Here is a 20,134-nt window from a genome sequence, read left to right on the forward strand (position 1 = left end):
CCTTCTACGCCGAGGGCGCCCCCGGGACCGTCCTGCAGGACACGGTGGCCGTGACCAACCCCGGCCGGACCCCGGTGACGGTACGGCTGTACGGCACCGGCCTGGCCGCGGTGTTCGCCCGGAGCGGGCTCACCGTGCCGGCCCGCACCCGCGCCGAGGTGCCCTTCACGGTCACCGTGCCGGCCGGGGTCGCGCCCGGCGCCCGCGCCGGCGCGATCGTGGCGCGGGACGCCCGGGGGCGCACCGCGTCCGTCTCCGTGCGGCTGCGCGTCGGCGGCCCGGCGCTGGCCGCGCTGACCGTCGAGCACGTCGCCGTGCACCCCGACCGCATCACGTACCAGCTGGTCAACCGCGGTACGACCGTGCTCGTACCGCGGCTCGCGGTACGCGCCGACGGCCTGTTCGGGCCGGTCCTGGACCGCGCCCCGCGCACCCTGCCGGTCCGTCTGCCTCCGGGCACCCGCCGGACGCTCAGCGAGCCCTGGCAGGACCGGCCGGTCCTGGACCGCGTCGACGTGCGGCTCACGGTGACGGCGGCGGGCGGGGCGCGCGCCACGGCGGGTACGACGGCCGCGTTCGTGCCGTGGGGCGCGGTGACCGCCGGCGCCGGGGCGGCGGCAGCGGCGGCCGCCCTCCTCGTCCGGCACCGCAGACGCCGCGCGGCGCCGGTCACGGATGGTGAACAGCCGGGCGAGCAAGCCGAGTTGACGGGAGCGGTGACGTGAGAAGGATCGTGGTCCCGGCGGTCGTCGCGCTGCTCCTGCTGCCGTTCGCCGGCCCCGTGGCGGCGGCGGACCACCCGGCCGTGACGCTCTCGTCGGCCCAGGCCGGCACCGGCGGCTCGGTGACCGTCGGCGGCACCGGCTGGCGGCCGCACACCCTGCTGATGCTGCTGGTGTGCGGACGGGCCACGCCGTCGCGGGGCGTCGTCGGCGGCACCAACTCCTGCGCCAACGCCGACGGCCGGGCCGTGACCACCGACGCCCACGGCACCTTCGCCAGGACGCTGCCCGTCACCGAACCACCCGTGCCCTGCCCCTGCGTGGTGCACGTGGCCACCGTCACCGGCGCGGCCGCCGAGGCGGACGCGGTCCTCCAGGTCGCCGGGCACCCCGTCGCCCCGCTGCCGGCCGAGCGCGCCGGCGGCCGGCTGTCGATCCTCTCCGACACCCGGCTGACCGGCTCCGGCTCCCTGCTGACCTGGTTCGGCGCCCCGCCGAGCCGCACCCTGGTGTTCACCGCCGGCAACCTCGGCACCAGCCCGATCGAGGACCCGGTCTTCCGGGTCGGCACCTCGCACGGCGTCTTCGCCCCCCAGTGGGACGACCGGCAGTGGCACGGCACTCTGGCGCCCGGCAGAAAGGCGCAGATCACCCTGCCGGTCGAACTGCCGGCCGGAGCGCACGGCGACTACACGGTGTCGCTGGAGTACGGCGGCAAGGTCCTCGCCGAGCAGCCGTGGGGCGTGGGCCGCCCCTGGGGCGTGACGCTGTTCTGGATCCTGCTCTGCCTGGTCGTACCGGCCGCGCTGTTCCGGGCCGGGATGGCGGTCGTGGACCGGGTACGGCCGCGCGCGGGCGGTGTCCGCCACCGCAAGCTCACCCGGCCGGCGCTGCGACTGCCCCGCTCGCGCACCCCCGGGCCCGGGCCTGAGCCCGAACCGACTCCGACCCTGCCGTGGTTCACCCCGGAGTCCGCTCCGGGCGGCCCGGCCGGCCGGCTCTCCGCACCGCACGACGACAGCCCGACGAGTCGTACGACTCCCATCACGAAGGGACCCCCGTGAGCATGCGAAGGAGAGTCACACCGGCCCGCAGGACGGGCGCCGCCGGCACCGCACTGGCGCTCTGCTCGGCGGGCGTGCTGCTGGGCGTGGCGGCCACGCCCGCGCAGGCGGCCGAGGTGTCGTTCGCCACCCACTGTGTGCCGCCCGCGGGCATCGACCCGGTCGACGGCACCACGAAGGTCGAGATCACCGCGCCGGCCACGGCCAAGGTGGGCGACACGGTCGACGTCGTGTGGAAGTTCGTCCAGGCCGCCTCCAAGAACCCGGACATCATCGACCTGCCCGCCGACTCGGTGCAGCCGTCCGGGTTGCTCAAGGCGGCCGGGGCGCAGACCGCCGACATCGCCATGCAGGGACCGCGGGAGAACCCGGCGATCCCCAAGGGTGGCGCCATGGTGCTGTCCGACATGAAGGGCACCCTGAAGCTGACGACGGCCGGCGAGGTGACGCTGACGCCGGACGCGTACACGGTCAACGCGATGTCGACGGACACCCAGTGCACGCCGAAGGAGACCGTGCAGAAGGCGGCGACGATCCAGGTGACGCCGGGCGGCGGCACGTCCAGCTCGCCGCCGACCCAGTCGGCCACGCCGACGAAGAGCGCGACCCCGACGTCCGGCCCGGGCCGGACCGACTTCCCGGGCAAGGAGGTCCAGGTCCCCTACGCCTGCAAGACGCCGATCGGCGACAAGAACGCGACCTCGCCGGTGCAGATCAACGCCAGGAAGAACGGCGGTGACTACGCCCTCACGGTGCAGTTCAAGAAGTCGGTGATGAACAGCCCCGCCGACATCCCGAAGGACTCCGTGAAGCCGTCGATGGAGGTGGTGCTGGGCGGCGCGGACAAGGGCACCGTGCACGTGGAGGGCCCGACGAACGCGCAGCCCATCAAGTCCGGCGACCCGATCGAGATCCCGGACCTCACCGGCACCTACAAGCCGGGCGCGAGCGGCACCTCGACGCTGGCGCCCGGCGTCCTCACCATCAAGGCCCTGGGTACGACGACGACCTGTACGCCGAAGAAGTCGCCGGTCTCCCTCACCCTGGACACCGCCGAGCAGCCGGGCGGCGCCTCGGGCGGCACGTCGACCACCGGAGGTTCGTCGTCCACCGGCGGCGCCGGCGGCAGCGGTGCGGGCGGCCTCGCCGAGACCGGCTCAGGTGACCACGGAGCCCTCAAGGCGCTCGGCCTGGTCGCGGGCACCGCGATCCTGCTGGGCGGCGCGGTGTTCACGTTCATGCCCGGCCGAAGGACGCGGTAGCTCCCGGGTTCCCGGCGAACCGGCACCGGGCGAACGGCACAGGGCCCCCGCACCCAAGGATGCGGGGGCCCTCTGCCAAGGGGACGTCAGCGCACGTCGCCCATCAGCTTGTTGACCTTGCCGCGGTACATCCACACCGCGACACCGGCGACCACGGCGAGCGCGGCCTCCAGGGCGACGAAGCCCATCTTGTCGAGGTTGACCCCGCCGACGGCCGGGTTGGACAGCAGAGCGGTGACCGAGTCACCCGCGGTGACCGCGAGGAACCAGACGCCCATCATCTGCGAGGCGTACTTCTGCGGCGCCATCTTCGTCGTCACGGACAGACCCACCGGAGAGAGCGTCAGCTCACCGACGGTCTGCACGAAGTAGATCGCGACCAGCCACAGCGCCGCGGCCTTGTGACCGTCCTCGGCGATGGACAGCGGGGCGAGGAAGAGGAAGAACGACGCACCGATCAGGACCAGACCCGAGGCGAACTTCACGATCGTGCTCGGCTCCTTGCCGCGCCGGTTCAGCCACAGCCACAGCCAGGCGAAGACCGGTGCCAGGGCCATGATCATGACCGGGTTCACCGACTGGTACCAGGAGACCGGGAACGTCCAGCCGGCGATCGAGTTCTTGGCCGAGCCGTCCGCGAAGAGCGACAGGGTCGAGCCGCCCTGGTCGTAGATCATCCAGAAGACGGCGGCGGCCACGAAGAACCAGATGTACGCCCGCACCTTGGAGCGCTCGGCGCCGTCCAGGTCCTTGTCCCGCAGGATCCGCGCGATGACCACGATCGGCACGATCAGGCCGATCACGGTGAGCGGGATCAGCGCCCAGTTCAGGGTGAAGTGGCCGGTGCCGCCGACGACGCCGTAGAAGACCACGGCGATCGCGAGCCAGATCAGGCCCTTGCGCAGGGTGGCGGACTTCTCCTGGGCGGAGAGCGGCGTGGGCACGACGCTGCTCTGCTCGCTCAGGTGGCGGCTGCCGAGCAGGTACTGGGACAGACCGAGGGCCATGCCGAGCGCCGCCAGCGCGAAGCCGAAGTGCCAGTTGACGTTCTCACCGACGGTGCCGATGACCAGCGGCGCGGCGAAGGCGCCCAGGTTGATGCCGATGTAGAAGAGCGTGAAGCCACCGTCGCGGCGCGGGTCGTCCGGACCCTTGTAGAGGTGGCCGACCATCGTGGAGATGTTGGCCTTGAGCAGACCCGAGCCGATGGCGACCAGACCGAGGCCGACGAAGAAGCTCACGGCCGCCGGCAGCGCCAGGCACAGGTGGCCCAGCATGATGATCAGACCCGCGGCCGCCACCGTCCTGCGCGGGCCCAGGAAGCGGTCCGCGACCCAGCCGCCGGGCAGGGTCAGCAGGTACACGAGCGACACGTACACCGAGTAGATCGCGGTCGTCGTGCCCGGGCTCAGGTGCAGGCCGTTCGGGGCCAGCAGGTACAGCGGGAGCAGGGCCCTCATGCCGTAGTAGGAGAAGCGCTCCCACATCTCGGTCATGAAGAGAGTGGCCAGGCCGCGGGGGTGGCCGAAGAAGGTCTTCTCGGAGCCGGGGCTGCCCCGGTGGGCCGAGTCCTTCGTCAGGCTGGACGCCATGGTCGTTCCTTGCTGGTCGGGGCGCGGGTTGGTGGGGGTCCCCCCGGCTCGGGCGAAGCCGAGAGCCGGGGGAGTCGCGCCCGGTGGGGGGCCGGCCGGCACCGGCGGGGTCGGCCGTCCGCCCCCAACGCCCGAGGGGTGTGCGCCCCGGACTGCGGAGCGGCGGACGGCGACCACCGTGATCCACGCTTCGCGACGCGACGGTGCGTCCGGAGCCCGGCCAGAGGTCGTTCCTTTCGAGGCTGATCGCGGTCAGCCTCCAACACAAGAAGGACCTTCAGCGTCATGTGCCCGCCAAAGGTCCCCTGGTGTACTAAAGGCGTTCACGTCACTCTACGTCAGGACACTGCCGGATATGGAAGGACTTGAGACGCGGATCACAGGTGTCGGGGGAATGGCACACCCGATTCGAAGGTCTCCTCTACCCTCTCATCCCCAGGCCGATGGTTCGTACCAGCAGGCCGTCCAGGTAAGAAACCCTGGAACCGATCACACCCCAGCACCGCACGCGGGCGGTCTACCATCACCTCATGACCCGTGTACTGCTCGCCGAGGACGACGCGTCCATCTCGGAGCCGCTGGCCCGCGCCCTGCGCCGGGAAGGTTACGAGGTCGAGGTGCGCGAGGACGGACCCACCGCGCTCGACGCCGGAATGCAGGGCGGCGTCGACCTGGTGGTGCTGGACCTGGGCCTGCCCGGCATGGACGGCCTGGAGGTCGCCCGCCGGCTGCGGGCCGACGGCCACACCGTGCCGATCCTCATCCTGACCGCGCGGGCCGACGAGGTGGACACCGTCGTCGGCCTGGACGCGGGCGCCGACGACTACGTCACCAAGCCCTTCCGGCTCGCCGAACTGCTCGCCCGGGTGCGGGCGCTGCTGCGGCGCGGCGCCGCCGAGCCGCAGCAGCCGCCGGCCACGCACGGGGTGCGGATCGATGTCGAGTCCCACCGCGCGTGGATGGGCGACGAGGAACTCCAGCTCACCGCCAAGGAGTTCGACCTGCTGCGGGTCCTGGTGCGGGACGCCGGCCGGGTCGTCACGCGGGACCAGCTGATGCGCGAGGTCTGGGACACCACGTGGTGGTCGTCCACCAAGACCCTCGACATGCACATCTCCTGGCTGCGCAAGAAACTCGGCGACGACGCGGCCAACCCTCGCTACATCGCCACCGTACGGGGCGTGGGCTTCCGCTTCGAGAAGAGCTGAGCCCGCCCGGGCCGGCGACACCTCAGGTAACGCGACATGCGCCGACGTCTCATCCAGTCCACCCTCGCCGTCGTCCTGGTGGTGATCGCCGTCTTCGGTGTGTCGCTGGTGATCGTCGAGACGCGGACGATCAGCAACAGCGCCCAGGAGCGGGTGGAGTCCGAGGCGATACGGCTGGCCAGCATCGTGGACAGCAGGATCCTGGCCGCCGAGAACGTCAACGCGGACGTGCTGCGCAACCCGGTCAGCAAGGACCAGTACGCGGTGATCCGCATGCCCGGCCGGCCGCCGATCGAGATCGGCACCAGGCCGCGGGGCGACGTGATCCACGCCACACAGCGGGGCGAGGAGGGCGAGTCCGTCACCGTGCAGGAGCCGCGCTCCGCGGTGACTCGCGAGGTCGGCCGGACCCTGCTGATCATCGGCCTGGTGGCGCTCCTCGCGGTGGTCGCGGCCGTGCTCCTCGCGGTCCGGCAGGCCAACCGGCTGGCGTCCCCGCTGACCGACCTCGCCGAGACCGCCGAGCGGCTCGGCTCCGGCGATCCGCGGCCCAGGCACAAGCGGTACGGCGTCCCCGAGCTGGACCGGGTCGCCGACGTGCTGGACTCCTCAGCCGAGCGGATCGGGCGCATGCTGACCGCCGAGCGACGCCTCGCGGCCGACGCCTCCCACCAGTTGCGCACGCCCCTGACCGCGCTGTCGATGCGGCTGGAGGAGATCACCCTCACCGACGACCCGGACATCGTGAAGGAGGAGGCGAACGTCGCGCTCACGCAGGTCGAGCGGCTCACGGACGTGGTGGAGCGGCTGCTGACCAACGCCCGCGACCCGCGCACCGGCTCCGCCGTCACCTTCGATCTGGACGAGGTCATCCAGCAGCAGCTCGCCGAGTGGCGCCCGGCCTACCGCAGCGCCGGCCGGGCCATCGTCAGCTCCGGCAAGCGGCATCTGCAGGCCGTCGGCACCCCGGGCGCGGTCGCCCAGGTGCTGGCCGCGCTGATCGAGAACTCGCTGATGCACGGCGGCGGCACGGTCGCGCTGCGCACCCGGGTCACGGGCAACCAGGCCGTGGTCGAGGTCACCGACGAGGGCCCCGGCGTCCCGGCCGACCTCGGCGCGCGGATCTTCGAGCGCACGATCAGCGGACGCAACTCCACCGGGATCGGCCTGGCCGTCGCCCGCGACCTCGCCGAGGCCGACGGCGGCCGGCTGGAACTGCTGCAGGCCCAGCCGCCGGTGTTCGGACTGTTCCTGTCGCGTACGCCGCCGATGCGCAAGCCGCAGGGGGAGCTGCCGACGGTCCGCTGAGGCGGCGCCTACGGCACCCGCTGGGACTTCGGCTCCGCCTTGGACCGCGGCTTCTTCACCGTCGACACCAGGATCGACTCGGCCTCCTGCGCGGGCATGGCCCGGAACACCCAGGTGCGGTACGACCAGAAGCGGAACAGGGTCGCGACGCCGATGCCGACGAACTTGAAGACGTTGTTCTGCAGCGGGCTGTCCCAGCCGAACCCGTAGGTCGCCAGGTACAGCACGCCGTTCTCGATCACCAGGCCGATCGCGCTGAAGAACAGGAACAGCGTGAGTTCCTTGGTGCGCCCGCTCTTGTCGCGGTCCCGGTACGTCCAGTAACGGAAGCCCACGTAGTTGAAGGCGATGGCGACGACGGTCGCGATGACGCCGGCGCGCACCACCGGCAGGTCGGACACGTGCCGGACGAGGTTGAAGACGCCGAGATTGACGAAGATGCCCGCAACGCCGACGGTGCCGAACTTGGCCACCTCGCGTACGAGCCGTCGCAGCCCCGAGGAACGAGGTCCCATGGCTGTGCAGCTCCCGTCGGTAGGTTTCGTCAGCCCATGCTATCCAGGCGGACCCGCCACCGCCTGTGCACGAGGCGAAGACCGGGAAACAGGTCGGAAAGAGGATGGAAAGAGGCGGAGAGAAGGTGGAAAGCGTCCGGTAAGAGACCGTGAGAGGGACGGGATCCGGCCGCGCCCACGTGGCCGATACGCTAGAGGTGTGACGTTCCCGGTAGTCGGCATGGTCGGCGGGGGGCAGCTCGCGCGCATGACGCACGAGGCTGGCATCCCGCTCGGCATCAGGTTCAAGCTCCTCAGTGACACTCCTCAGGACTCGGCGGCGCAGGTCGTGAACGATGTCGTCGTCGGCGACTATCGCGACCTGGACACGCTGCGTGAGTTCGCGCGCGGCTGCGACGTGATCACGTTCGATCACGAGCACGTGCCCACCGAGCACCTCAGGGCCCTGGAGGCGGACGGCATCCCCGTGCGCCCGGGCCCCGACGCGCTGGTGCACGCCCAGGACAAGGGCGTGATGCGCGCCCGGCTCGACGCGATCGGCATCCCGTGCCCGCGGCACCGGATCGTCTCCGACCCGGCCGACGTCGCCGCGTTCGCGGCGGAGGGCGACGGCTTCCCCGTCGTCCTGAAGACCGTCCGCGGCGGCTACGACGGCAAGGGCGTGTGGGTGGTCGACTCCGTGGCGGAGGCCGCCGAGCCGTTCAAGGCGGGCGTGCCGGTCCTCGCCGAGGAGAAGGTCGACTACGTCCGCGAGCTGGCCGCCAACGTCGTACGCTCCCCGCACGGCCAGGCCGTCGCCTACCCGGTGGTGGAGTCGCAGCAGGTCGACGGCGTCTGCGACACCGTGATAGCCCCCGCCCCCGGCCTGGACGAGGACCTCGCGCTGCGGGCCGAGGAGATGGCCCTGACCATCGCCAAGGAGCTGGGCGTCGTCGGTCACCTCGCCGTCGAGCTGTTCCAGACCCGCGACGGCCGCATCCTCGTCAACGAGCTGGCGATGCGCCCGCACAACTCCGGCCACTGGTCCCAGGACGGCGCGATCACCTCGCAGTTCGCCAACCACGTCCGCGCGGTCCTCGACCTGCCCCTCGGCGACCCGCGCCCCCGCGCGAAGTGGACCGTCATGGTCAACGTCCTGGGCGGCGACTACCCGGACATGTACTCCGCGTACTTGCACTGCATGGCCCGCGACCCCAAGCTCAAGATTCACATGTACGGCAAGGACGTGAAGCCCGGCCGCAAGGTAGGACACGTCAACACCTACGGCGACGACCTGGACGACGCGCTGGAGCGCGCCCGTCACGCAGCCGGATACCTGAGAGGCACCATCACCGAATGAGCCCCGTTGTTGGCATCGTCATGGGGTCGGACTCCGACTGGCCCGTCATGGAGGCCGCCGCCAAGGCCCTGGACGAGTTCGAGATCGCCTACGAGGTGGACGTCGTCTCCGCGCACCGCATGCCCCGCGAGATGATCACCTACGGCGAGCGCGCCGCGGAGCGCGGCCTGAAGGTGATCATCGCCGGTGCCGGGGGCGCCGCACACCTGCCGGGCATGCTCGCCTCCGTCACCCCGCTGCCGGTCATCGGCGTGCCCGTGCCGCTGAAGCACCTCGACGGCATGGACTCCCTGCTGTCGATCGTGCAGATGCCGGCCGGTGTCCCGGTCGCCACCGTCTCCGTCGCCGGTGCCCGCAACGCAGGCCTGCTCGCGGCCCGCATGCTCGCCGCGCACGACGAGGAACTGCTGCAGAAGATGCGCGACTTCCAGCAGGACCTCAACGACCAGGCCACCGAGAAGGGCAAGCGGCTGCGCTCCAAGGTCGAGGGCGCCGGCGGCTTCGGGTTCGGGAAGTGAGGGCCGTGGACCCGCTGAACGAGGCGCGGGCGCTGCTGCGCGAGTTCCCGGTGGTCGACGGGCACAACGACCTGCCGTGGGCGCTGCGCAAGCAGACCCGCTACGACCTGGACGCCCTGGACATCGCCGGGCACCAGCACGAGCACCTGCACACCGACCTGCCGCGACTGCGCGAGGGCGGGGTCGGCGCACAGTACTGGTCGGTGTACGTGTCCTGCGAGGAGCCGGACCCGGTCGCGGCCACGCTGGAGCAGATCGACTGCGTGCGGCAGCTGCTGGCCCGCTACCCGGCGGACCTGGCGCCCGCCCTGACCGCCGCGGACATGGAGGCGGCGCGCCGGGACGGCCGTATCGCCTCGCTGATGGGCGCCGAGGGCGGCCACTCCATCGCCAACTCCCTGGGCACCCTGCGCGGCCTGCACGCGCTCGGCGTGCGCTACATGACGCTCACCCACAACGACAACGTGGACTGGGCGGACTCGGCGACCGACGAGCCGAAGGCCGGCGGCCTGACCGCCTTCGGGCGCGAGGTCGTCCGGGAGATGAACCGGCTCGGCATGCTGGTCGACCTCTCCCACGTGGCCGCCACGACCATGCGGGACGCGCTGGACGCCACCTCGGCGCCGGTGATCTTCTCGCACTCCTCCGCCCGCGCGGTGTGCGACCACCCCCGCAACATCCCCGACGACGTCCTGGAGCGGCTGCCCGCCAACGGCGGCGTCGCCATGGTGACGTTCGTACCGAAGTTCGTGCTGCAGGCGGCCGTGGACTGGACGGCCGCGGCCGACGAGAACATGCGCGCCCACGGCCTGCACCACCTGGACACCAGCCCCGAGGCCATGAAGATCCACCGGGCCTTCGAGGAGCGCAACGCGCGCCCGGTCGCCACCGTGTCGACGGTCGCGGACCACCTGGACCACATGCGCGAGGTCGCAGGCATCGACCACCTGGGCATCGGCGGCGACTACGATGGCACCGCGTTCACCCCCGACGGCCTCGACGACGTCTCCGGCTACCCCAACCTGCTCGCCGAACTGCTCGACCGCGGCTGGTCCAGGACCGACCTGGCCAAGCTGACCTGGCAGAACGCGGTACGGGTCCTGGGCGCGGCGGAGGACGTGGCCCGCGAGCTGCAGTCGACGCGCGCACCCTCCAACGCCACCATCGCGTCACTGGACGGCTGAACGGCACACCGGGAGGCGCCGACGGCACGCATCGCGGGCCGCGGACGCCTCCCAGGACCGTCGCCCGAGGCCGGCAGGTCTTACGGGTGGTCGATCCGGCACAGGCAGAACGGATGCCCGGCCGGATCGGCGTACACCTGGAAGTCCTTCGCCTCCCGGTCCGCCAGGTCCAGCGGCCGGGCGCCGAGCGCCAGCACCCGCTCATGGGCGGCGTCGATCTCCGCCCACGTGCGTCCCGCGTCGAAGTCCAGGTGGAACTGCTGGCCGTTGCGGTCCGCGCGCGGCCACTGCGGCGGCACGTACCCCTCGGCCCGCTGGAAGGCGAGCCGCGGCCCGTCCGGAACGCTCAGCACCACCCAGTCGTCGTCCTCGGCATCCGGGGTGCCACCCGCCACCGCCGCGTAGAAGGCGGCCAGGGCATGCGGGTCAGGACAGTCGAGCACGACGGAACGGAAACGGGCGACGGACGCCATGCAGTCCTCCCTCGGGACGGTTCACGCGGCGCAGAGGCAGAACGGGTGCCCCGCCGGGTCGGCGTAGACACGGAAGGTGCGCTCGCGGTCCGTGGCGTCCAGGGGCCGCGCCCCCAGCTCCAGCACCGCCTTCTCCGCCGCGTCCAGGTCCGCCACCACCAGGTCCAGATGGAACTGCTGCGAGGCGTCCGCGGCGGGCCACTTCGGCGGCACGAACCCGGGCGCCTCCTGGAAGGCCAGCGCCTGCCCGCCGGGCACCCTCAGGTCCACCCACTCTCCCTGGTCCTCCACCGTGCCGCCCAGCACAGCGGCGTAGAAGCCGGCCAGCGCACGCGGATCGGGACAGTCCAGGACGACGACACCGAGCTTGGCGACAGCCATGACTACCTCCTTCTGTTACCCCTTGGGACGGGTAACCAGTAACGGTTACTGCATGCTCCCGTACAGGAGGTAACCTCGCAATCGAATTCTGAGGTTATTCGGAGGTTTCGGAGGCAACGCGCGGACATGAGCGAGAGAGCGGCCGCTCCCGGCGGCCTGGCCCTGATCGAGTCCCTGGTCAACACGGTGGACCTCGAGACGGGGCACGACAGGCTCGACACGGCGGACGCCCGCGCCCGCCTCGGCATCACCGAGGACGAGGTGCCCGACGCCCGCGTCCTGCGCGAATCGCTGCGCGCCGTGCTCCTCGCGCACGCCGGCCACCCGCCGCACCGCGCGGTGACCCCGCTCGGCGACCTGCTGTCCCGCGCCCCCCTGTACGTCGCCGTCCACGACCACGACGGCTCCGCCGCGCTCGCCCCGGCCGACGAGGCCCCCCTGCTCTCCCGGGTCGCCGCCGCCGTCGCCGAGGCGCTGGTCGAGGGCACCTGGAGCCGGCTGAAGGCCTGCGAGGACGCCGACTGCCACTGGGCGTACTACGACCGCAGCCCCGCCGGGCGCGGCCGCTGGTGCTCGATGCAGGTGTGCGGGGCCCGCGCGAAGATGCGCCGCTACCGCGCCAGACAGCGGTAGGGCGACGGCAGCACAGGCCCGAGGAACCAGGGACACGGGACTTTCAACGGCCACGTACGTGTCCGGTGGTGCAGAATGCGGGAAGACGCCGGTTCGGCCGACTGAGCCTCGGCCGAACCGGCGTCACCAGTCCGCGGGGAACTACGCGGTCGGGCGGCCCATCGCCCGGTACGTCCAGCCGGCCCGCCGCCACAACTCCGGGTCGAGCGTGTTGCGCCCGTCGAGTATCAGCCGGGCCGCCGCGACCTCGCCGAGCGCCGCCGGGTCCAGCTCGCGGAACTCCCGCCACTCGGTGAGGTGCAGCACCACGTCCGCGCCCCGCACGGCCTCCAGCGCCGAGCCGGCGTAGGCCAGGGTCGGGAAGACCTTGCGGGCGTTGCCCATGCCCTTCGGGTCGTACACGGTCACCTGTCCGCCCTGCAGATGGATCTGGCCGGCCACGTTCAGCGCGGGCGAGTCGCGGACGTCGTCCGAGTCCGGCTTGAACGTGGCGCCGAGCACCGCGACCCGCTTGCCGAGGAAGGAACCGCCGCCCAGCGCCTCCCGGGCCATCTCCACCATCTGACCGCGCCGGCGCATGTTGATGGAGTCGATCTCCCGCAGGAACGTCAGCGCCTGGTCCGCGCCCAGCTCGCCGGCCCGCGCCATGAACGCCCGGATGTCCTTCGGCAGGCAGCCGCCGCCGAAGCCGATCCCGGCCCGCAGGAACTTGCTGCCGATCCGGTCGTCGTACCCGATGGCCTCGGCCAGCCGGGCGACGTCACCGCCCGCGGCCTCGCACACCTCCGCCATCGCGTTGATGAAGGAGATCTTGGTCGCCAGGAAGGAGTTCGCGGCGGTCTTCACCAGCTCGGCGGTCGGGAAGTCGGTCACCACGAACGGCGTACCCTCGCCGACCGGCGTGGCGTACACCTCGCGCAGCAGCTTCTCGGCACGCTCGCTGCGCACCCCGACGACGATCCGGTCCGGGTGCAGCGTGTCCTCGACGGCGAAGCCCTCGCGCAGGAACTCCGGGTTCCAGGCGAGCTCCGCCTCCGCGCCGGCCGGGGCGTGGTCGGCGAGGTAGGCCGCGAGCCGGTCGGCGGAACCCACCGGCACCGTGGACTTGCCGACGACCAGGGCGGGTCCGTGCAGATGCGGGGCGAGGGAGGAGATCGCGGCGTCCACGTAGCTCATGTCGCAGGCGTACTCGCCGTGCTTCTGCGGGGTGTTCACGCACACGAAGTGCACGTCGCCGAAGGCCCCGACCTCGGCCCAGTCCGTGGTGAACCGCAGCCGCCCGGAGGACCCCTCGATACCGGCCACGTGCCGGCGCAGCAGCTCGTCCAGCCCCGGCTCGTACATCGGGGTCTCGCCGCGCTCCAGCATGGCGATCTTCTCGGGTACGACATCCAGACCCAGCACCTCGAAGCCCAGCTCGGCCATGGCCGCGGCGTGGGTGGCGCCGAGATAACCGGTGCCGATCACGGTGATCTTCAGGCTCATGGATGCGCTCCAGCTCGGGGATTCGGACATGCGGAGCCCGAGCATAGTAGGCACGCTGACCGGGCAATCTCCCCGCTGTCACCAAGCTCACGTAGGCGGGCTCGGGGCGGACCTTTAAAATTTGAGTTACTTAACGGTAGTTAGCGTCAGTATCACAAGTATCACTGCGTCTTTGGAGCGTGAGAGACCTTGGCCGGATCGGCTGACTTCGACCTGTACCGCCCGTCCGAGGAGCACGACATGCTCCGCGACTCCGTCCGCTCCCTGGTCGAGGCGAAGATCGCGCCGTTCGCCGCGGCGGTGGACGAGGAGGCCCGCTTCCCGCAGGAGGCCCTCGACGCCCTCGTCGCCAACGAACTGCACGCCGTGCACGTGCCGGAGGAGTACGGCGGCGCCGGCGCCGACGCGCTCGCCACCGTCATCGTGATCGAGGAGGTGGCCCGCGCCTGCGTGTCCTCCTCGCTGATCCCGGCCGTGAACAAGCTGGGCTCCCTGCCGGTGATCCTCTCCGGCTCCGAGGAGCTGAAGAAGAAGTACCTCGGCCCGCTCGCCCAGGGCGACGCGATGTTCTCGTACTGCCTCTCCGAGCCGGAGGCGGGCTCGGACGCGGCCGGCATGAAGACCAAGGCGGTCCGCGACGGCGACCACTGGGTCCTCAACGGCGTCAAGCGCTGGATCACCAACGCGGGCGTCTCCGAGTACTACACGGTCATGGCGGTGACCGACCCCTCCAAACGCTCCAAGGGCATCTCCGCCTTCGTCGTCGAGAAGTCCGACCCGGGCGTGTCCTTCGGCGCCCCGGAGAAGAAGCTCGGCATCAAGGGCTCCCCGACCCGCGAGGTCTACTTCGACAACGTCCGCATCCCCGCCGACCGCATGATCGGCGAGGAGGGCACCGGCTTCGCCACCGCGATGAAGACCCTCGACCACACCCGCATCACCATCGCCGCCCAGGCGCTCGGCGTGGCGCAGGGCGCCTTCGACTACGCCAAGGGCTACGTCCAGGAGCGCAAGCAGTTCGGCAAGGCGATCGCCGACTTCCAGGGCATCCAGTTCATGCTCGCCGACATGTCCATGAAGATCTCGGCGGCCCGCGCGCTCACCTACCAGGCGGCCGCCGCCTCCGAGCGCGGCGACGCCGACCTCACCTACCTGGGCGCCGCGGCCAAGTGCTTCGCCTCGGACGTGGCCATGGAGGTCACCACCGACGCCGTCCAGCTGCTCGGCGGCTACGGCTACACCCGCGACTACCCGGTCGAGCGCATGATGCGCGACGCGAAGATCACGCAGATTTATGAGGGTACGAACCAAGTTCAGCGGATCGTGATGGCAAGGAACCTTCCCTAGCAGGGTTTTTGCAGGTCAGGAGCTGTTTCGACGGTCCGGCGGGACGCCCTCGGCTTGCTGTCCGTTGCGGCCTGATCAGGGCCGTTCCTGGGCGTCATGCTGGGGAAATCCTGGGCAGATGCCGGGCTGAAAATGGCTACTGACCTGCACAACAACACAGCCCCCGGCTCGACGCCGGGGGCTGTCGTCGTACGCGGATCAGGCGACCTCTGATGCCTCCGTCGGGTCGTCGGCGCCGGGCGTCAACATCGTCGCGATGGCCGCCCGGCCACGCTGCTCGGCCCCTTCGAAGATGTAGTGGTAGTGCTCCCTCAGCACGTCCGTACTGCTGTGGCCCATCCAGTCGGCCACGTCGTTCTCGGGGACTCCGGCGTACAGCAGTCGCGACCCGTAGTAGTGCCGGAGTGAGTGCGCCTTGCGCGGCTGCCCGCCTGCACGATCTTCGACGCCAGCAGGGTGCGCGCGAACACGCTGGATGCTGCTACCACCCTCACGCAGCCAAGCCAGGTCGAGCTGTACGCCCGAGCCTTTGACCGGCTCTCACAGGTGGCCGCGAGGGGAGCAGCGGCACGTTCCCTGATAGCGGATGCGGTGGCCTCCCTCACGTGACAAGCGATGTCGGTGCACCCCTCGGTAGTGATCATGGGGAAATGCTGGGGGAGTACCTCCTGAAGGGTATGTTCGTGCAGGTCAACGCCATATGACCTGCAGAGCACGCAGATTTATGAGGGCACGAACCAGGTGCAGCGTGTTGTCATGGCCCGCAACCTGCCGTAACCGCCGTCGGGACGCGAGCACTCGGGAAGGCGCCCTCCGGGGCGCCTTCCTGCTGTTGAGGGGCACCTTACGACCGGTCGGTCACATGCGGAGCGGGGCGGGGGGACGTAGGACGGAAGCACACGGGCCCGCCCCGGGCCCCGCCTCCGAGGAGGAGCCATGACACAGTCCCAGACGATGCCTGCTCTCAGCCAGCAGATGCAGGACTGCATCAACGCGTGCATGAACTGCCACAGCGTGTGCGAGGAGACCATGAGCTCCTGCATGCAGAAGGGCGGCCAGCAGCAGATGCAGGTCATGCGCGCGCTCATGGACTGCTCCGAGACGACCCGCATGTGCGCCGACATGATGATGCGGCGCTCGCCCATGGCCGGCGAGATGAGCATGCTCTGCGCCAAGGTCTGCGACATGTGCGCCGAGGCGTGCATGTCCATGCCCGACGACCAGCAGATGATGCGCTGCGCGGAGGCGTGTCGCCGCTGCGCGGAGTCCTGTCGTGCGATGGCGGGCGCCGGCATGTGAGGCCGGTCCGCTGACCGACGGGGCGGGGAAGGGCGCCCGGCCCTTCCCCGCCCCGTGCCGCCGCGGGCGGGCCGGCTAGTTGCCTAGTTGCCGGAGACGGTCACCTTCTGGTCGTTGTTCAGCTCGTTCACCAGCGTCTTCACCTTCGCCTTGTCCCAGACGAGGTTGCCGCCCGTGGAGCCGGAGATCGGCATGTTCATCGACGTGCCGTCGCCGCCGTTGACGCCCTTCATCGCCCAGAACATCGAGCCCAGGTCCCACAGGGACATGTCCTTGTCGACGATCAGGGAGTCCAGGCCCGCGCCCATGGTCGGGTAGAGCCTGAACGGGTTGAGGACCGTCGAGGGGGTGGCCACCTGGTGGGCCAGCGCCGACAGGAACTTCTGCTGGTTCTTGGTGCGCTGCAGGTCGGAGGCGGCGAACGCGTGCCGGGTGCGGACGAAGGCGAGCGCCTGCTGGCCGTTCAGGGTCTGCTTGCCGGCCTTGAAGTCGGCGCCGGACCACTTGTCCTTGAAGCCCTTGTCGATGGTGATCTGGACGCCGCCGACCGCGTCCACGATGTTCGCGAAGCCCTGGAAGCCGATCTCCACGTAGTGGTCGATGTGCAGGCCGGTGTTGTACTCGATCGTGCGGACGAGCAGGGTGGGGCCGTCCTCGGCGTAGGCCGCGTTCAGCTTCTCGTGCCGGCCGGTGCCCGGGTAGACCTTCCCCGAGGTCGAGCCCTTGTACGACGGGATCTGCACGTCGGAGTCGCGCGGCAGCGAGATCAGCGTGTCGCCGTTGTCGCCGACGTGCAGGATCATCATCGAGTCGGTGCGCTTGCCCTCGGCGGCGCCGGTGTGCAGCTTCTTCTCGTCCGCCTTGGTCATGCCCTCGCGGCTGTCCGAGCCGACGATCAGGTAGTTCGTGCCGGAGCCCGACTGCGGCCGGTCGATGACCTTCGACAGGTCGACCTCGCGGCGCAGCTTGGAGTCGGCCCAGAAGTAGGTCGCGACCGAGGTGGCGGCCAGCACGGTCACCAGCGTGACGGCCGTCCACTTGATCCGGCGGCGCCAGTTCGGCGCGGGGCGCGGGGCGCGGGTGGGCCCGCCGGCGGAGCCGCCCGGACCGTGGCCGCCGCCGTAGACCTGGCCGCTGTTGTAGCCGCTGTCGTACTCGTCGTAGCCGCCGCCGTCGTCGTAGCCGCGGCCGTCGACGTACGACGGCTGCTGCGGGATGCCGGAGCTGTACGGCGGCGCCGACGGGCCGGGGTCGCCGTACGCCGGGCGCTGCCCGGGCGGTACCGGGCCGCGCCGCACCTGGCGCATCACGCGGGCGCCTTCCGGCTGCGTGCCGCCACTGCCGCGTCCGTAGCGGGGGCCGCGGTTGTCGTCGGACCATGCCTCGGGCCAGTCATTCATGCGCCCCAGTGTGCAGGGCAGTGCTGTATGCCTTACAAGGGTTGTCGGAAAATCAGGGCGGCGCTGTTGCGAATCCGACACATAATCCGCGAATGTCACTTCGGCATAAGGTGGAGGGCATGACAGACCAGGTCACGGACTCGGAAGCGGATATGGAGCCGGACATTCCGGGCAAGCCCATCTCCGCCTCGCGCACCACGCTCAGCCACATCATGACCCACAACGACACCAACCTGCTCGGGACGGTGCACGGCGGGGTGATCATGAAGCTCGTCGACGACGCGGCGGGCGCTGTGGCCGGCCGGCACTCCGGCGGACCCGCCGTCACCGCGTCCATGGACGAGATGGCGTTCCTGGAGCCGGTCCGCGTCGGCGACCTGGTCCATGTGAAGGCGCAGGTCAACTGGACCGGCCGGACCTCGATGGAGGTCGGTGTGCGGGTCCTCGCCGAGCGCTGGAACGAGTCGACCCCGCCCACCCAGGTCGGCTCCGCCTATCTGGTCTTCGCGGCCGTCGACGCCGACGGCAAGCCGCGCCCGGTGCCCCCGGTGATCCCGGAGACCGACCGCGACCGCCGCCGCTACCAGGAGGCCCAGATCCGCCGTACCCACCGCCTGGCCCGCCGCCGAGCCATCCGCGAACTGCGTGAGCAGCGCCTGGCGGAGGGCTACGAGGACTGACACGGGCCGCCACGCCGGCCCGGACCCCTAACACCCCGCCGGTCTCACGCCCCGGCTGAGGGCGGGCTCGCACCGAACCGCGGCGCACGCGGGGCCTTCGCGTCCCGGGGGCCGTGACGAACGCCCGCTAGGACGGCCGTACGTCCCCTAGGACCGGGGCGCGCGGGCACTGATGCGCGCTGTCGGGTGTCCGGGCCCGCGCCGCCCGCCGTCGGCCGGGGCTCACCCGGTCCGCGGATGCGGGCGGGCCCACGTACGCCTCTGGGGCCGACCCCGCCCTCGTGCGCCCTGGCGCGCGACCGCGTGGCCCGGCGCTGGGACGGTCACGGGCACGGCGTGATCACGTGGTGCCCGCGCACACGACCTCGTTGCCGCGGACCACGTTCTGCTCCGGGCGGCTCGGGTCCTCGTAGCGGACCTTGCCGACGCCCTTGAAGTCGGGGCCGACGGTCACCTTCAGCAGTGGGCCCTGGCCCACTGCCGCGCGGAGCTCGGCGCCGGGGAGGGCCGCGGCGAGGGAGCGGGCGGAGCGGTCCCAGCGGGGGTCGTAGGTGATGACCGTGTGCGGTACGTGGGCGGGCGCGGTCACCGGCCGGTGCGTGGAGGCGAAGCCGGCCGCCGCGAGCAGCCCGTCGACCCGCTTGGCCAGCCCGATCGTGCTGGTGCCGTTGGCCACCTGGACCCGGATGCGCCGCGGGTCCACCTCCACCGGCTCCGGGGCGGGACCGGGGTGCGGGCGCGCCACGGTGAGCGGCTTGTCGTCGCGCAGCGCCTGGAACAGCTGCGCCGCCTTGGCCGCGTCCCACTTCAGCGTCGAGCCGATGCCCTTGACCTGGAAGTTCATCACGGCGATGGGGACGGTGGTGAACTCGGAGGAGGACGGCGAGAAGTTCCGCATCGCGCGGCCGAGGTCGAGCAGCTCGTCGGTGCCGAACTGCGCGTCGGCACGGACCGAGCCGAGCACCGCCCGGGTCACGTCCCTGAACCGCATCGGGTTCAGCAGCACGCCCGAGGAGGTCGCCTTCTCGATCAGCGCGGCCAGGAACCGCTGCTGCCGCTTCATCCGGCCGAGGTCGCTCGCCCCGTCCAGGTGCCGGGCGCGCACGTACTGCAGCGCCTGCCCGCCCATGAGCGTGTGCGTTCCGGGTGTGAGGTCGAGCCCGGTGTACGAGTCCTTCAACGGCGTCGGCGTACACACCTGGACCCCGCCGAGGACGTCCACGGTCTTCATGAAGCTCGTGAAGTCGACCTCCAGGTAGTGGTCGATCTTCAGGTGGGTCATGGCCTCCACCGTGCGCACGGTCAGCTGCGGGCCGCCCTCGGCGTACGCCGCGTTCAGCCGGAGCGGACGCGCGCCGTGCCGCCGGCCGGTGCTCTGGTCGACGTGCGCGGGCACCTCGGCGAAGGAGTCGCGCGGCAGGCTCACCACCGAGGCCCGCTCCCGGTCGTGCGAGATGTGCACGATCATCATCGTGTCCGTGCAGTGGCACGGCTGCCCGCCCAGGTGGTAGGCCTGCCGCTGCCGCTCGGTGATCCGGTCGCGGCCGTCGGTGCCGACCAGCAGGATGTTCGTGCCGTGACCCGCGCGGGGCCGGTTCTTCATGTCCTTGAAGGCGTCGACGCGGGCGATGCCCGCGTCCAGGCTGGTGACGACCGCGTGCCCGATCCCGGCGGAGGCGAGCACCACGACGGACAGCGTGGTCACCGCGCGCATCGCCCAGCGC

Annotated in this window: 20 protein-coding genes and 1 pseudogene; 13 read left to right on the plus strand and 8 right to left on the minus strand. The window is 71.2% G+C overall.

Annotated elements, in window-relative coordinates; genetic code table 11:
* The 3 genes from ACLU3S_RS26410 to ACLU3S_RS26420 all read left to right on the plus strand — a co-directional run.
* On the plus strand, positions 1–725 hold a 725-nt coding region (locus ACLU3S_RS26410), incomplete at its 5' end, for a hypothetical protein (RefSeq protein ID WP_413954449.1).
* The gene (locus ACLU3S_RS26415) at positions 722–1,786 is read left to right on the plus strand and encodes a hypothetical protein (protein ID WP_413954450.1); all 1,065 of its coding nucleotides are present in this window, start codon (positions 722–724) and stop codon (positions 1,784–1,786) included. The genes ACLU3S_RS26410 and ACLU3S_RS26415, both read left to right, overlap by 4 nt.
* 2 nt (positions 1,787–1,788) lie before the next feature.
* A complete protein-coding gene (locus ACLU3S_RS26420) occupies positions 1,789–3,048 on the plus strand; it encodes a hypothetical protein (RefSeq protein ID WP_413954451.1) in 1,260 nt (419 codons plus the stop codon).
* 86 nt (positions 3,049–3,134) lie between these two features.
* Here the strand turns inward: ACLU3S_RS26420 and ACLU3S_RS26425 are convergent, their stop codons facing one another.
* Complete coding sequence (locus ACLU3S_RS26425) at positions 3,135–4,640, minus strand: peptide MFS transporter (protein ID WP_413954452.1); 1,506 nt, start codon at positions 4,638–4,640, stop codon at positions 3,135–3,137.
* 530 nt (positions 4,641–5,170) lie between these two features.
* Between ACLU3S_RS26425 and ACLU3S_RS26430 the strand changes: the two genes are divergently transcribed.
* Together ACLU3S_RS26430 and ACLU3S_RS26435 are read left to right on the plus strand one after the other, a co-directional pair.
* Complete coding sequence (locus ACLU3S_RS26430; protein WP_020940464.1) at positions 5,171–5,848, plus strand: response regulator transcription factor; 678 nt, start codon at positions 5,171–5,173, stop codon at positions 5,846–5,848.
* Positions 5,849–5,884: 36 nt separating this feature from the next.
* Positions 5,885–7,156, plus strand: a complete 1,272-nt coding sequence (locus ACLU3S_RS26435; protein ID WP_413954453.1) for an ATP-binding protein — start codon at positions 5,885–5,887, stop codon at positions 7,154–7,156.
* Positions 7,157–7,164: 8 nt separating this feature from the next.
* On the opposite strand, the gene ACLU3S_RS26440 is transcribed toward ACLU3S_RS26435, so the two are convergent.
* Positions 7,165–7,671: a GtrA family protein gene (locus tag ACLU3S_RS26440; RefSeq protein WP_413954454.1), complete on the minus strand. Its 507-nt coding sequence runs from the start codon at positions 7,669–7,671 to the stop codon at positions 7,165–7,167.
* A gap of 199 nt (positions 7,672–7,870) precedes the next feature.
* On the opposite strand from ACLU3S_RS26440, the gene ACLU3S_RS26445 reads away from it, so the two are divergent.
* The 3 genes from ACLU3S_RS26445 to ACLU3S_RS26455 are packed head-to-tail and all read left to right on the plus strand — an operon-like array spanning position 7,871 to position 10,712.
* Entirely contained in the window at positions 7,871–9,010 is a 1,140-nt protein-coding gene (locus ACLU3S_RS26445) for a 5-(carboxyamino)imidazole ribonucleotide synthase (protein ID WP_413954455.1), read from the plus strand.
* Complete coding sequence (gene purE, locus ACLU3S_RS26450) at positions 9,007–9,528, plus strand: 5-(carboxyamino)imidazole ribonucleotide mutase (RefSeq protein ID WP_413954456.1); 522 nt, start codon at positions 9,007–9,009, stop codon at positions 9,526–9,528. The genes ACLU3S_RS26445 and purE overlap by 4 nt, the downstream gene beginning before the upstream one ends.
* A gap of 5 nt (positions 9,529–9,533) precedes the next feature.
* Positions 9,534–10,712 carry a dipeptidase gene (locus ACLU3S_RS26455; protein WP_413954457.1) on the plus strand — a complete coding sequence of 393 codons (1,179 nt, stop codon included), beginning with the start codon at positions 9,534–9,536 and terminating at the stop codon, positions 10,710–10,712.
* Positions 10,713–10,792: 80 nt separating this feature from the next.
* Here ACLU3S_RS26455 and ACLU3S_RS26460 read toward each other — a convergent pair whose 3' ends face one another.
* Both ACLU3S_RS26460 and ACLU3S_RS26465 read right to left on the minus strand, forming a co-directional pair.
* Positions 10,793–11,185 carry a VOC family protein gene (locus tag ACLU3S_RS26460; protein ID WP_413954458.1) on the minus strand — a complete coding sequence of 131 codons (393 nt, stop codon included), beginning with the start codon at positions 11,183–11,185 and terminating at the stop codon, positions 10,793–10,795.
* 21 nt (positions 11,186–11,206) lie between these two features.
* Positions 11,207–11,566: a VOC family protein gene (locus ACLU3S_RS26465; protein ID WP_413954459.1), complete on the minus strand. Its 360-nt coding sequence runs from the start codon at positions 11,564–11,566 to the stop codon at positions 11,207–11,209.
* 126 nt (positions 11,567–11,692) lie between these two features.
* On the opposite strand from ACLU3S_RS26465, the gene ACLU3S_RS26470 reads away from it, so the two are divergent.
* Positions 11,693–12,199 (plus strand): CGNR zinc finger domain-containing protein, encoded by a 507-nt coding sequence (locus ACLU3S_RS26470; protein WP_413954460.1) that lies wholly within the window; start codon positions 11,693–11,695, stop codon positions 12,197–12,199.
* Positions 12,200–12,340: 141 nt separating this feature from the next.
* On the opposite strand, the gene ACLU3S_RS26475 is transcribed toward ACLU3S_RS26470, so the two are convergent.
* On the minus strand, positions 12,341–13,684 hold the full coding sequence (locus ACLU3S_RS26475) for a UDP-glucose dehydrogenase family protein (RefSeq protein WP_413954461.1): 1,344 nt from the start codon (positions 13,682–13,684) through the stop codon (positions 12,341–12,343).
* Between the two features lie 189 nt (positions 13,685–13,873).
* Here ACLU3S_RS26475 and ACLU3S_RS26480 point away from each other — a divergent pair, with 189 nt between their 5' ends.
* Complete coding sequence (locus ACLU3S_RS26480) at positions 13,874–15,031, plus strand: acyl-CoA dehydrogenase (RefSeq protein ID WP_413954462.1); 1,158 nt, start codon at positions 13,874–13,876, stop codon at positions 15,029–15,031.
* 198 nt (positions 15,032–15,229) lie between these two features.
* Here ACLU3S_RS26480 and ACLU3S_RS26485 read toward each other — a convergent pair whose 3' ends face one another.
* On the minus strand, positions 15,230–15,412 hold the full coding sequence (locus ACLU3S_RS26485; RefSeq protein WP_063888343.1) for a hypothetical protein: 183 nt from the start codon (positions 15,410–15,412) through the stop codon (positions 15,230–15,232).
* A 42-nt stretch (positions 15,413–15,454) separates the two neighbouring features.
* Between ACLU3S_RS26485 and ACLU3S_RS26490 the strand changes: the two are divergent.
* Positions 15,455–15,640 (plus strand): annotated as a pseudogene (locus tag ACLU3S_RS26490) (transcriptional regulator); the annotation flags it as partial.
* A 327-nt stretch (positions 15,641–15,967) separates the two neighbouring features.
* Positions 15,968–16,330, plus strand: a complete 363-nt coding sequence (locus ACLU3S_RS26495) for a four-helix bundle copper-binding protein (protein ID WP_413954463.1) — start codon at positions 15,968–15,970, stop codon at positions 16,328–16,330.
* 83 nt (positions 16,331–16,413) lie between these two features.
* On the opposite strand, the gene ACLU3S_RS26500 is transcribed toward ACLU3S_RS26495, so the two are convergent.
* Positions 16,414–17,730: an LCP family protein gene (locus tag ACLU3S_RS26500; protein ID WP_413954464.1), complete on the minus strand. Its 1,317-nt coding sequence runs from the start codon at positions 17,728–17,730 to the stop codon at positions 16,414–16,416.
* A gap of 119 nt (positions 17,731–17,849) precedes the next feature.
* On the opposite strand from ACLU3S_RS26500, the gene ACLU3S_RS26505 reads away from it, so the two are divergent.
* Positions 17,850–18,410, plus strand: coding sequence for an acyl-CoA thioesterase (locus ACLU3S_RS26505; RefSeq protein WP_413954465.1), 561 nt, complete (start codon positions 17,850–17,852; stop codon positions 18,408–18,410).
* Positions 18,411–18,750: 340 nt separating this feature from the next.
* On the opposite strand, the gene ACLU3S_RS26510 is transcribed toward ACLU3S_RS26505, so the two are convergent.
* A partial coding sequence (locus ACLU3S_RS26510) for an LCP family protein (RefSeq protein ID WP_413954466.1) occupies positions 18,751–20,134 on the minus strand: 1,384 nt, incomplete at its 5' end.

Source organism: Streptomyces sp. AF1A (assembly GCF_047340315.1).
Lineage (GTDB): Bacteria > Actinomycetota > Actinomycetes > Streptomycetales > Streptomycetaceae > Streptomyces.

Coding starts and splice junctions, on each gene's coding strand:
- ACLU3S_RS26420 (WP_413954451.1), top strand. CDS start 1,789: ATGCGAAGGAGAGTCACACCGGCCCGCAGGACGGGCGCCGCCGGCACC.
- ACLU3S_RS26425 (WP_413954452.1), bottom strand. CDS start 4,640: ATGGCGTCCAGCCTGACGAAGGACTCGGCCCACCGGGGCAGCCCCGGC.
- ACLU3S_RS26430 (WP_020940464.1), top strand. CDS start 5,171: ATGACCCGTGTACTGCTCGCCGAGGACGACGCGTCCATCTCGGAGCCG.
- ACLU3S_RS26435 (WP_413954453.1), top strand. CDS start 5,885: ATGCGCCGACGTCTCATCCAGTCCACCCTCGCCGTCGTCCTGGTGGTG.
- ACLU3S_RS26440 (WP_413954454.1), bottom strand. CDS start 7,671: ATGGGACCTCGTTCCTCGGGGCTGCGACGGCTCGTACGCGAGGTGGCC.
- purE (WP_413954456.1), top strand. CDS start 9,007: ATGAGCCCCGTTGTTGGCATCGTCATGGGGTCGGACTCCGACTGGCCC.
- ACLU3S_RS26460 (WP_413954458.1), bottom strand. CDS start 11,185: ATGGCGTCCGTCGCCCGTTTCCGTTCCGTCGTGCTCGACTGTCCTGAC.
- ACLU3S_RS26465 (WP_413954459.1), bottom strand. CDS start 11,566: ATGGCTGTCGCCAAGCTCGGTGTCGTCGTCCTGGACTGTCCCGATCCG.
- ACLU3S_RS26470 (WP_413954460.1), top strand. CDS start 11,693: ATGAGCGAGAGAGCGGCCGCTCCCGGCGGCCTGGCCCTGATCGAGTCC.
- ACLU3S_RS26475 (WP_413954461.1), bottom strand. CDS start 13,684: ATGAGCCTGAAGATCACCGTGATCGGCACCGGTTATCTCGGCGCCACC.
- ACLU3S_RS26495 (WP_413954463.1), top strand. CDS start 15,968: ATGACACAGTCCCAGACGATGCCTGCTCTCAGCCAGCAGATGCAGGAC.
- ACLU3S_RS26500 (WP_413954464.1), bottom strand. CDS start 17,730: ATGAATGACTGGCCCGAGGCATGGTCCGACGACAACCGCGGCCCCCGC.
- ACLU3S_RS26505 (WP_413954465.1), top strand. CDS start 17,850: ATGACAGACCAGGTCACGGACTCGGAAGCGGATATGGAGCCGGACATT.